The following is an 11,458-nucleotide window of genomic DNA, read 5'->3' on the forward strand; positions in this document are numbered from 1 at the left end:
TTCTGGGAGGGCGTTCGCCATTTCTGAAGATTCGCCCGCCGCAGGTGCGGGTTCCGCTAGGTTTCACGGGTCGGATGCCCCTTCCTGGGAGGTTTCTCGTGCCTGTACGTCTCTTACGTTCACACCGATCCGCGCTGGTCGCGGCCGGAACACTTCTCTCGGGCCTGGTGGTCGCGGTGCCGCTCACTGCGGCGGCCTCGGGCTCCGGGACCGACTGGGGCGTCTGTCTGGAGGGCTCCCGCGATCGACAGGCCGTCTTCGATCGAGCAGCCGAGACCAGCGGGGTGCCGAAGGAGGTGCTGCTGGCGGTCTCCTACATGGAGTCGCGCTGGGACGCCCACGGCGAGTCGCCCAGCACCTCGGGCGGCTACGGTCCGATGCATCTGACCGACCTGCCGGCCTTGGCGCAGGACACCGAGGCCCACCCCGACCCGCTCGGCAAGGGCGACGGCTCCGACCAGGAGCGCACCCCGCAGCAGCGCGAGGAGGCGGTCCGGCTGGGGGAGGTCGAGACGTTGCGTACGGCCAACGACCTCACCGGGATCCCGGTCGCCGACCTGCGAGCGGATGCGGTCGCCAACATCTGCGGTGGCGCCGCGGTCCTGGCCGACTACCAGAAGGCTGCGGGTGGAGCCGACGAGCTCGCCGACTGGAGCGCTGCGGTCGGCCGCTACAGCGGCGCCGCAGACGAGGCGACCGCGCTCAAGTTCGCCCGCCAGGTGTTCTCGACCCTGAGCGAGGGGGAGTCGCGTACGACCAACGACGGACACGAGGTCACCCTGGCCGCGAAGCCGGTCACCGTCAGCGAGGAGGCCGTCGGACGGCTCGACCTCGCTGACTCCGAGGCCGCGGCGGCTGTCGAGTGCCCGGTGGCGCTGGGCTGCGAGTCGCTGCCCGCGCCGTACGAGCAGACCGGCGACTCGATCGGCGACTACGGCAACCACGACCTGGCCGACCGGCCGGAGAAGGGGTCGGTCGACTACATCGTCATCCACGACACCGAGACCTCCTACAACGGCACGGTGAGGCTGGTCCAGAACCCGACCTACCTCGGCTGGCACTACACGCTGCGGTCGGTCGACGGGCACGTCGCCCACCACATCCCGGGGAAGAACATCGGCTGGCACGCCGGCAACTGGTACGTCAACAGCCACTCGATCGGGCTGGAGCACGAGGGCTACGCCGCGAACGGCGCGTGGTACACCGAAGCGATGTACCAGACCTCGGCCACCCTCGTCGGCTTCCTGGCCGAGAAGTACGACGTCCCGCTGGACCGGGCCCACATCATCGGCCACGACCAGGTCCAGGGTGTCGCTCCAGCCAATGTCGCGGGCATGCACTGGGACCCGGGCCCCTACTGGGACTGGAACCACTACTTCGACCTGCTGGGGTCGCCGATCATGCCCGACCGCCGCTCGCGCAGCGACATCTGGACGGTCAAGCCTGACTTCCAGACCAACACCGGCAATGTGATGACCGGCTGCACCACTGCGGGCGTCGCGTGCCCGAACGACCGGGGCACCAACTTCGTCAACGTCTATTCCGCACCGTCCACCGACGCACCGTTGCTCCCGGACACCGTCGTCGGCGGCTCGGCGCGCGTCTCCAACTGGGGCCCACGCCTCGCGGCCGGGCAGAAGGTCGTCGTCAACGACCGGACCCGACCGGACTGGTGGGGCGTCTGGTTCGGCGGCAAGCAGGGCTGGATCCAGAACCCCGACGAGGCCCTCCTGCCCTCGGACGGCAAGGTGATCACCCCGAAGCCCGGCACCACCGCCAAGATCTACGGCACCGCCTACCCGACGAAGGCCAGCGACTACCCCGCCGGGGTCACGCCGCGGACGATCGCGCCGCTGCAGTACACCATCCCCACAGGCCAGGAGTACGTCGTGGCCGATGCCGAGGTCCCGACCGACTATTACAAGGCGAACAACTTCAACTGCGCCGCTGTCAACGGCGTCCCGGACTGCATCGTGATCAGCGGCGACACGACCTACTACCAGATCTGGTTCAACCACCGGATCGCGTACGTCATGGCCGAGGACGTGACGGTCACCGACGGCTGACGCAGACGGGTCGTGGGATCAGGTGAGGAACAGCCCCACGACCCAGGTGATCGTGGCGAGCGTCGCGGCGGCGGCGTCGATCAGGATGAACAGGCCCATCGCCTTGAGGGCCGTCCAGGTCGACGCCCAGGCGTCGCCCGCGTCGCCGTGGTGACGGCGCAGCTCGGCGAGGAAGACGCCGAGCGGGAAGCCGATGAAGAGCCCGACCACCGGGATCACGAAGAAGCCGACGATGGCGAGGATCGCGCCGACGATCTGGGTGGACAGCGGCATCCCGGAGTCCTTGAGACGCTTGCCGGGGACGGCGTACTTGGTGATCAACCCGACGGCGATGAACGCGGCGGAGATGCCGAAGACCACCCACCCGGTGGGCTCTCCCAGCCAGATGGCCCAGCCGAGGATGGCGGCCGCGACGAGCAGCGCACCGCCGGGAAGGATCGGGACGATGATGCCGGCGATGCCGAAGGCGATGACCAGCGCGACGAGGCCAACGACGAGAGATTCAGGGACGAGACTCACGGAGCGAACCCTAGCCCCGTGACCCGGCCGGGTACGCCGAAGGCCCGGACCATGGTGGTCCGGGCCTTCTCAGGAGTTGGTGGGCGGGTCAGCTCTTGTCGGTGAGCTTGTGGGTCTCGTCGACGATCGAGCTCGCGATCTCCTTGAGCTTCTCACCGTGCTCGCGGGCGTGGTGAGCGCAGAACAGGAGTTCGCCGCCGGAGCTGAGCTCCGCGCGTACGTAGGCCTGCGCTCCGCACCGGTCGCAACGGTCCTCGGACGTGAGCGGCGAGCTGGTGGCAACGGCAGTGGTCACATCGGCCTCATTTCTGAATCATGGTTGCGCCGGGATAACGTACGTGAGCCTTGGAAGATTCCCTAGGTCGCTAGCGTCTCTTCGCGGACTCTTACCGCCGTCGCACCTCTAATCCTTGCAGTTGTCGCTCCAAGTCGGGGATCCGGGTCGGAACCTACCCCGCGGGACATCGCTGTCCGTGAGAGACATTCTTACCTGTCAACCGACCATTTCGTGCATCGAAACCCGCAAGTTCCGCGTAACGGACCGATCACGACGTACGCGTGCCGCTCGACGGCGCACCGGTCGTTGCCGCGTGCCTGCGTGAGAGCCGGGCGTGTCGCACGGTAGATTTCATCTGAGCAACGCCCCCCACGCAGCTGCACCGAGAAACAGCGCAGTATTGCAGTACAGCCAGGAGCCGATCATCTCTGACAACACCTACAACGCCGCGCACCTCCTCGTCCTCGAGGGCCTGGAGGCGGTACGCAAGCGTCCCGGTATGTACATCGGCTCGACGGATACCCGCGGCCTCATGCACTGCCTGTGGGAGATCATCGACAACGGCGTCGACGAAGCGCTGGCCGGGTTCGCCAGCCACGTCGAGGTCACGATGCATCCCGACGGCTCCGTCGAGGTCTACGACGACGGCCGCGGCATCCCCACCGACAAGGAGCCCCGCACCGGGCTGCCCGGCGTCGAGGTGGTCGCGACCAAGCTGCACGCAGGCGGGAAGTTCGGTGGCGGCTCCTACAACGCCACGGGCGGTCTGCACGGCGTCGGGCTCTCGGTCGTCAACGCGCTCTCCAGCCGGATGGACATCGACGTGGACCGCTCGCCGGCCCAGCAGGGGATGTCGTTCCGCCGTGGCGTGCCCGGGGTGTTCGACGGCGACGGTCCGACGGCCGGTTTCACGCCGCAGAACGGCCTGACCCGTAAGGGAAAGCGCGTCGCCAAGGGCAAGAACGGCACCCGGGTCAGGTTCTGGCCCGACCGGCAGATCTTCACGAAGGACGCCCGCTTCGAGCTCGAGGGGCTGCTCGGCCGCGCCCGGCAGACGAGCTTCATCGTTCCCGGGCTGGAGCTGGTCATCCGCGACCTGTCCGGCACCGGCACCGAGGGCCCGGTCGAGGAGAAGTTCCGTCACGACGGCGGCATCGCCGAGTTCGTCGACTTCCTGGCCAAGGACGAGCCGGTCAGCGGCGTACTCCGCCTGCAGGGTTCTGACACCTTCACCGAGACCGTGCCGATGCTCGACGACGCCGGCCACATGACCCCGCAGGACGTCGAGCGTGAGCTCGGGGTCGACATCGCGGTGCGGTGGGGCAGCGGCTACGACACCGAGATCCGCTCGTTCGTCAACGTGATCGCCACCCCGAAGGGCGGCACCCACGTCAGCGGCTTCGAGAACGCACTGACCAAGACGTTCAACGATGCCATGCGTGCCGCCAAGGTGCTGAAGGTCAACGACAAGGACATCGTCAAGGAGGACGTCCTCGAGGGCCTGACCTCGGTGGTGACGGTGCGTCTGGCCGAGCCGCAGTTCGAGGGGCAGACCAAGGAGATCCTTGGTACGCCGGCCGCTCGCGCGGTGGTCCGCAAGGTCGTCTCGGCCGAGATGAAGAAGTTCCTCACCGAGTCGCGTGGCGCGGCCAAGCAGCAGGCCAAGCTGGTGATGGAGAAGGTCTACTCCGCCTCCAAGACCCGGCTCTCGCTGCGTCAGCAGAAGGAGAACCAGCGGCGCAAGAACGCGCTGGAGTCCTCCGCGCTGCCCTCCAAGCTCGCCGACTGCCGCACCACCGACGACCGGGCCGAGCTGTTCATCGTCGAGGGTGACTCCGCGCTCGGCACCGCCAAGGTGGCCCGCAACTCGGAGTTCCAGGCGCTGCTGCCGATCCGCGGCAAGATCCTCAACGTCCAGAAGGCCTCGGTCGGCGACATGCTGAAGAACACCGAGTGCTCCTCGATCATCCAGGTCGTCGGGACCGGCACCGGTCGCGGCTTCGACCTGGACGCGGCGCGCTACGGCAAGATCATCTTCATGGCCGACGCCGACTCCGACGGCGCCCACATCCGGACGCTGCTGGCGACGCTGTTCTTCAAGTACATGCCCGAGCTGATCGCCGCCGGCAAGGTCTACACGGCGGTCCCGCCGCTGCACCGGATCGAGATCTCCAACCCCAAGAAGGGGATGGAGAAGTACGTCTACACCTACTCCGACCAGGAGCTGCAGCGGAAGCTCGCCGAGCTGAAGAAGAAGAACGTCTCTTGGAAGGACCCGGTGCAGCGCTACAAGGGTCTGGGCGAGATGGACGCCGACCAGCTGGCCGAGACCACGATGGACCCGCGCCACCGTACGCTTCGCCGGCTGACCCTGGACGACGCCGACGAGGCTGCGGCGGTCTTCGACCTGCTGATGGGCTCCGAGGTGGCTCCGCGCAAGGAGTTCATCGTCGCCGGGGGCGGTCAGCTCTCCGAGACCGACCTCGACTTCTAGGACCGGAGCATCACCGATGGACCAGAAGGCAGCCCGGACAGCGGCGACGAAGGCGTTCAAGGCCGGCGGCATGCCGCTGCGCAAGGGCCATCACCGGCTCGGTGACCCCAAGAGCGACGACATCGTCTGGTACGTCGACCTGCGCGCCCAAGGAGCCGGGCCGAGCGCGCCGCTGCGCTTCGAGATCGGCTGCTGGGTCGCCGCCCTCGCCCACCCGGAACCAGAGGGCGGTCCGGTCGACTGCCCGCTGCTGCTGGACCGTCCGGTCGCCTCGACCACCCCTGCCGAGATGGGCGAGGAGGTCGGCGATCTGGTCGGTCTCGTCGGCGACCTGGACTCGGTCGCCGCGCTGCGCGATGCGTTGGCCGAGGGGAGGCTGGGGCGACCGTTGGTCGACCAGTCGCTGCGTACGTTGCTGGACGGGTAGCCGGGACGCTCAGCGCTCGGCGAGCAGCGCGAACAGGTCGCCGACCTCACCCAGGTGGCCGAGCTTGTCGGGGTTGAGGACGTTGTGCATGCGTACGATCCGGCCGCCGTCGACGTCGAGGGCGATGACGCCGAGCAGGGCGCCGTCCGCGCCGCGGGTGAGCATCGCCGGCTGGCCGTTGGCGTGCGAGAGCTCCAGACGTACGCCGAAGCGTTCGCCCTGACGCATCAGCCCGAGCAGGAAGCGGGCGACGGCGACGGCACCGAGCATCGACCTCTGGATCGCGGGCGCCCGGCCGCCGCCGTCGGCGACGAACACGACGTCGTCGGCGAGCAGCCGCTCCAGGCCGGCGATGTCACTCGCGGACAGCGCGGCGACGAACTGTGAGGCGAGCTGGTCGCGGCGCTCGCGGGACGGGTCGAACCGCGGCGTGCCGTCGGCGATCCGCTTGCGGGCGCGGGTGAAGATCTGGCGGCAGTTGGTCGCGCTCTTGTCGACGACGGGGGCGATGTCGTCGTAGTCGTAGCCCAGCACCTCGCGCAGCACGAAGACCGCACGCTCGACCGGCGTGAGCGACTCCAGCAGGACCAGGAACGCGGTGCTGACGGTCTCGTCGAGCTCGATGCGGTGGCTCGGGTCCTCGTCGGAGACCAGGATCGGCTCGGGCAGCCACGGGCCGACGTACTGCTCGCGGCGGTGGCGGGCCGAGCGGAGGGTGTCGATGGCGATCCGGGTGGTGACAGTGGTGGCGTACGCATCGAGGTTGTCGACGGTCTCCGTGGACTGAGCGCTGCGGTGCATCCGCAGGAACGCCTCCTGCACGACGTCCTCCGCCTCGGCGACGCTGCCGAGCATCCGGTAGGCGATCGAGAACATCAGCGGGCGGAGCCCGTCATGAGCGCTTGCGAGGTCCACGAGTGCAGGACCTTACGCCAGCTGTCACAGGAGCGCAGGTCGTTTCGTCGGTGGGATCAACAACGACGAGAGGAAGCACGATGCGTATCTTCATCGCAGGCGGAACCGGCGCGGTCGGCCTCCGGATGGTGCCGCTGCTGGTGGCAGGCGGGCACGAGGTCTACGGCTCGACCCGCCACGACGCCGGTCGCAACACGCTGGCCGGCATGGGCGCTACCGGGATCGTGATGGACCCGCTCGACGCTCGGAGCGTCCAGGACGCGGTGGCCGAGGCCGAGCCCGAGGTCGTCGTGCACCAGCTCACCGCCCTGAGCGGTATCAGCGGGAACCTGAAGAGGTGGGACCAGGATTTCGCGATGACCAACCGGCTGCGCACCGAGGCCACCGACCACCTGCTGGCTGCCGCTCGGGCGACCGGGGTGCGGCGGTTCGTCGCACAGAGCTTCGGCGGCGGCTGGACCTATGAGCGCACCGGCGGCTGGGTCAAGGACGAGAGCACCCGGCTGATCGCCGACCCGGGCAAGGAGGCGCGGGGCGCGCTGGCGGCGATCCGGCACCTCGAGGACGCCGTGGCCATCTCGACAAGCTCGATACACCGCTCGACAAGCTCGACCTCCGATGGAGCCGGCCTCGAGGGCCTGGTGCTGCGCTACGGCAACTTCTATGGCCCCGGCAACGCGGCGTCGCGCGACGGTGCCATCGGGGAGCTGTTGCGCAAGGGCAAGATGCCCGTGGTCGGCGGTGGCACCGGCGTGTGGTCGTTCGTCCACATCGACGACGTCGGTGCCGCGACCGTCGCGGCGGTCGAACGAGGCGCACCCGGCATCTACAACATCGTCGACGACGAGCCGGCGCCGGTGAACCAGTGGATGCCGTTGCTGGCCGAGCAGGTCGGCGGCCGGAACCCGATGAGTCTCCCGGCCTGGCTCGCCCGGCCGCTGATCGGCGAGTTCGGGGTCGCGCTGATGACCTCGGTGCGCGGCTCCTCGAACGCCAAGGCCAAGCGCGAGCTCGGCTGGACGCCGTCCTACGCCAGCTGGCGTGAGGGCTTCCGAACCGGGATCGGCTGAGGACGCGCACGGGTGGTTATGGTGGCGCAGTGAAGATGATGGCGTTGCAGGACGAGTGGTGGCCGACGATGACCTGCTTCGGGTGCGGGCCGGCCAACGCCGAGGGGCTCCGGCTGAAGAGCTATCCGCAGCTGGACGGGAGTGTGACCGCGACCTTCCAGCCGTGGCCGCAGCACGACAACGGCGGTGGGTTCCTCAACGGAGGGGTCATCGCGACCCTGCTCGACTGCCACAGTGCCGCTGCGGTGCACCAGGAGGCCTTCCTCAACGGCTGGATGCCCGCCGAGGGGGAGTCGCTGGCCTATGTGACGGCAGGGATCGACGTACGCTACCGGCGGCCGGCTCCGCTCAAGGAGCCGGTCACGCTGGTCGCCTCCACCAAGAACGTCAGCGAGGACCAGATCACTGCGCTGGTGCGGCTGGAGTGGGACGGAAAGGTCCGGGCCGAGGGCGAGGCGCTGTGGAAGCGGTGGCGCCCCCGGACATGAGAAATGCGGAACGACCCCCACCAAGGTGAGGGCCGTTCCTGTTTTCTAGTCGAGCAGCTCCGTCACGGTGCCCGCGGCGACGGTGTGACCGCCTTCGCGGACCGCGAAGCCGAGACCGACGTCCATCGCGATCGCCTTCTCCAGCTCCACCCCGAGCTCGACCGTGTCGCCGGGCATGACCAGGGCGATCTCACCCAGGTCGATCCCGCCGGGCACGTCCGTGGTCCGGAAGTAGAACTGCGGCCGGTAGTCCGCCGCGAACGGCGTGTGTCGGCCACCCTCGGCGGTCGACAGCGCGTGCAGGTTCGCCCGGAACTTCCGGTGCGGCTGCACGCTGCCGGGCAGCGCCACGACCTGGCCTCGACGGACCTGGTCGCGCTTGACGCCGCGCAGCAGTACCGCGGCGTTGTCGCCCGCCTCAGCGGACTCCAGCGACTTGCCGAACGTCTCCATACCGATCGCCGTGCTGGTGACCGTCTCGCCGAGGCCCACGACCTCGACCGCGTCGCCGACCTTCAGCGAACCGCGCTCGACGGCACCGGTGACCACCGTGCCGCGGCCGTTGATGGTGATGACGTTCTCGATCGGCATCAGGAACGGCTCACCGAGCTCTCGCTCGGGAACCGGTACGTAGCCGTCGATCGCGTCCAGCAGGTCGCCGATCGCCGCGGCCCACTCCGGGTCGCCCTCCAGGGCCTTCAGCCCGGAGACCCGGACGACCGGCAGGTCGTCGCCGGGGAACCCGTACTCGGAGAGGAGGTCACGGACCTCCAGCTCGACCAGGTCGAGCAGCTCGGGGTCGTCGACGGCGTCGGCCTTGTTGAGCGCGACCACCAGGTACGGCACGCCTACCCGGCGCGCGAGCAGCACGTGCTCGCGCGTCTGCGGCATGGCGCCGTCCTGCGCGGAGACGACCAGGATCGCGGCGTCCACCTGGGCGGCGCCGGTGATCATGTTCTTCACGTAGTCGGCGTGCCCGGGCATGTCGACGTGCGCGTAGTGCCTGGTGGCGGTCTCGTACTCGACGTGCGAGATGTTGATCGTGATCCCGCGCTGCAGCTCCTCCGGCGCACGGTCGATGCCGTCGAAGGCGATGAAGCGGTTCACGCTCGGGTCCCGCTCCGCGAGCACCTTGGTGATCGCGGCGGTCAGCGTCGTCTTGCCGTGGTCGACGTGACCCATGGTCCCGATGTTGAGGTGCGGCTTGGTCCGCACGAACTGGCCCTTGGCCATGAGAGTTCCTTTGTGTGTCAGAAGATTTCCGGGATGAGCCAGGACCCTCCGGCAAGCCCTCGACGCGCTGTCACCGCGTGAGGGGGCCGGTGCGGGCCACCCTCCTCCGCGGGTCCTGCGAGGCAGGAGGAGGGTCAGCTTTCGGCGCCGGTGCAATCGACTGACGGAGCCCACGTGGGAGCGCCCGTCAGGCGGGTGCCTGACAGGTGGTGCTCGGAAACCACGCGGAACATGCTGATCACGTTAGGTCCAAACATCGGACCCGGCAAATGAATTCCTCGCGGACTCGTGCCCGCGGCCTATCTGCGTCGGGTGAAGCGGATGTCGCCGTTGGGGAGGCGTTCATGCAGGTATGCGGTGTCGTGGGCGCGGTGGTGGTGATGACTGCAGAGCAGGGCAGCGTTGTCGAGATCAGTCGGACCGCCGAGGGCCCAGGCGAGCCAGTGGTGGGCCTCGGCCCAAGTCCCGGGGATGTCACACCCCTCGGCCTCACACGTTGCTGACCGCAGCAGGAGGGCGCGGCGCTGGGCGGCTTGGAAGAAGCGTTCTTTGCGTCCGAAGTCCAAGACCTCAGAGGGACCGCCGAGGACGGCGGGGATGATGTTCGCGGTGCACGCCAGGCGTCGGGCTTCGGCTGCGGTGATCGGGCTGCCGCCCACGATCTGGCCGATCCCGGCCTCGGTGCGGAGCTGGTCGAGGCCGATGGTCACGATCACGGTGGTGGCGTCCCCGCCATGGACCGGCAACCGGGCCGGATCCAGGGTCTCCAATAGCTGGCAGAACGCCCGCCCGAGCCGTCGGGCGTAGGGCAGGTAGTCGCCGGTCTCGGTCCGGGTCCCGTCATCACGCCGGGGAGAGGCGAACGCCTCCAGGTTGGTCGCGAGCCGGTCCGCGGTCGCGTCCGGGACCACCGTAGTGATCCGGGTGGTGCCGTCTCCGAGACGGCGCATGGTGAGCCGGGTCTTCTTCCGGGCGTGGGCCTCCTCGGCCGCGAGCCGTTTGGCCTCTTCGGCCTCAGCGATCTCGGGGGCGATGACGTCCAGGATCCGGCGTCCCAGGCGCCGCAGCTGGGTGGGGTCGAGCTCGGTGGCGTAGCCGACCAGGGCTTCCTCGGCCCTGGTCTTGATCTCAGGGTCGAGGTCGGCGGGAAGGTCGTCGAGGGCTGCGGTGATCACGGTGGCTTGGGCTGGGTTGCATTCACCGGCGCGCATCGCTGCCGCGACTTGGTGGTAGGTCCGATCCAACGCCTGCGCGAGGCGTAGGTCGGCGCGCAGGTCCTCGGGTCGCTGGTGGGTGTGGTGATGCAACCAGGCCGCGACATCACGAGCCGCGCTCTCGGCGGCCACGTCATCAGCAGCCGCGAGGACTCGTAGCTCGAGCTCGGCCAGCTGGGCCTTGGCCCGGGCGATCTCGACCAGCGTCGCAGCCTTCTCCGAGGTGGTCATGAACGTCGGGTTCGCCCCGGCGACCCCGTCCAAGCAGGTAGTGATCGCGGCCACGGCCTCAAGCACGGGGTGCTGTGGCTGCTGCAGCGCGGTCATCACGTTCACCTCCGGACGTACGAACTCTTCACACCCGCAGATGCGGATGTGTTCTGGTTCGCTGGTCCCGGAGGCCCGGCAGTACGGGCTATTACTTACCCTCGCAGCTCGGCGCTCACGCCCCTGGATCCCCTGGATTACCCCGCACCCGTTGTGTCCCGGGTGAGTGGCACGCCTCAGTCTGAGGTGGTCGGCCATCACGCTCGCGCCTGCGCCGAGCCTATCACGCCCAGCAAACTGAATCCAGCGAAAACGATGCAAAACCCGGTCAGGGACAGATATCCCAGCGAGAACCAAGACCGCTGCTGGAAGCCCGCAAGACAGTCGAATGGCACCCAGCCCGAACATCCTGGTTCTAGATCTCCCAACCCAGACAACGTATTGGCCCCACCCGTGCTGGAACTCTGTCACGAGACCAACGGACACAC

General features: G+C 68.5%; 10 protein-coding genes. 5 read left to right on the forward strand and 5 right to left on the reverse strand.

The window, feature by feature from the left end; translation table 11 throughout:
• The first annotated feature begins 98 nt into the window (after window positions 1-98).
• Window positions 99-2,066, forward strand: coding sequence for an N-acetylmuramoyl-L-alanine amidase (locus IEY84_RS04520; protein ID WP_229788337.1), 1,968 nt, complete (start codon window positions 99-101; stop codon window positions 2,064-2,066).
• Window positions 2,067-2,084: 18 nt separating this feature from the next.
• Here IEY84_RS04520 and IEY84_RS04525 read toward each other — a convergent pair whose 3' ends face one another.
• Together IEY84_RS04525 and IEY84_RS04530 are read right to left on the reverse strand one after the other, a co-directional pair.
• Window positions 2,085-2,585 carry a DUF456 domain-containing protein gene (locus IEY84_RS04525; protein ID WP_183545171.1) on the reverse strand — a complete coding sequence of 167 codons (501 nt, stop codon included), beginning with the start codon at window positions 2,583-2,585 and terminating at the stop codon, window positions 2,085-2,087.
• 88 nt (window positions 2,586-2,673) lie between these two features.
• Window positions 2,674-2,880, reverse strand: a complete 207-nt coding sequence (locus IEY84_RS04530) for a DUF7455 domain-containing protein (RefSeq protein ID WP_183545169.1) — start codon at window positions 2,878-2,880, stop codon at window positions 2,674-2,676.
• Window positions 2,881-3,262: 382 nt separating this feature from the next.
• Here IEY84_RS04530 and IEY84_RS04535 point away from each other — a divergent pair, with 382 nt between their 5' ends.
• Entirely contained in the window at window positions 3,263-5,356 is a 2,094-nt protein-coding gene (locus tag IEY84_RS04535) for a DNA gyrase/topoisomerase IV subunit B (RefSeq protein ID WP_505816080.1), read from the forward strand.
• A gap of 16 nt (window positions 5,357-5,372) precedes the next feature.
• On the forward strand, window positions 5,373-5,783 hold the full coding sequence (locus tag IEY84_RS04540) for a hypothetical protein (RefSeq protein ID WP_183545167.1): 411 nt from the start codon (window positions 5,373-5,375) through the stop codon (window positions 5,781-5,783).
• Between the two features lie 9 nt (window positions 5,784-5,792).
• Here the strand turns inward: IEY84_RS04540 and IEY84_RS04545 are convergent, their stop codons facing one another.
• On the reverse strand, window positions 5,793-6,698 hold the full coding sequence (locus IEY84_RS04545; protein ID WP_183545165.1) for an RNA polymerase sigma-70 factor: 906 nt from the start codon (window positions 6,696-6,698) through the stop codon (window positions 5,793-5,795).
• An 80-nt stretch (window positions 6,699-6,778) separates the two neighbouring features.
• Between IEY84_RS04545 and IEY84_RS04550 the strand changes: the two genes are divergently transcribed.
• Window positions 6,779-7,768 (forward strand): NAD-dependent epimerase/dehydratase family protein, encoded by a 990-nt coding sequence (locus IEY84_RS04550; RefSeq protein WP_183545163.1) that lies wholly within the window; start codon window positions 6,779-6,781, stop codon window positions 7,766-7,768.
• A gap of 35 nt (window positions 7,769-7,803) precedes the next feature.
• The gene (locus IEY84_RS04555) at window positions 7,804-8,256 is read left to right on the forward strand and encodes a PaaI family thioesterase (protein ID WP_221208790.1); all 453 of its coding nucleotides are present in this window, start codon (window positions 7,804-7,806) and stop codon (window positions 8,254-8,256) included.
• A 45-nt stretch (window positions 8,257-8,301) separates the two neighbouring features.
• On the opposite strand, the gene tuf is transcribed toward IEY84_RS04555, so the two are convergent.
• A complete protein-coding gene (gene tuf, locus IEY84_RS04560) occupies window positions 8,302-9,489 on the reverse strand; it encodes an elongation factor Tu (RefSeq protein ID WP_183545159.1) in 1,188 nt (395 codons plus the stop codon).
• A gap of 299 nt (window positions 9,490-9,788) precedes the next feature.
• Window positions 9,789-11,030, reverse strand: a complete 1,242-nt coding sequence (locus tag IEY84_RS04565) for an HNH endonuclease signature motif containing protein (protein ID WP_183545157.1) — start codon at window positions 11,028-11,030, stop codon at window positions 9,789-9,791.
• Between the last annotated feature and the right edge of the window lie 428 nt (window positions 11,031-11,458).

The sequence above is a fragment of the Nocardioides albus genome (assembly GCF_014648255.1).
Classification (GTDB): domain Bacteria; phylum Actinomycetota; class Actinomycetes; order Propionibacteriales; family Nocardioidaceae; genus Nocardioides; species Nocardioides albus.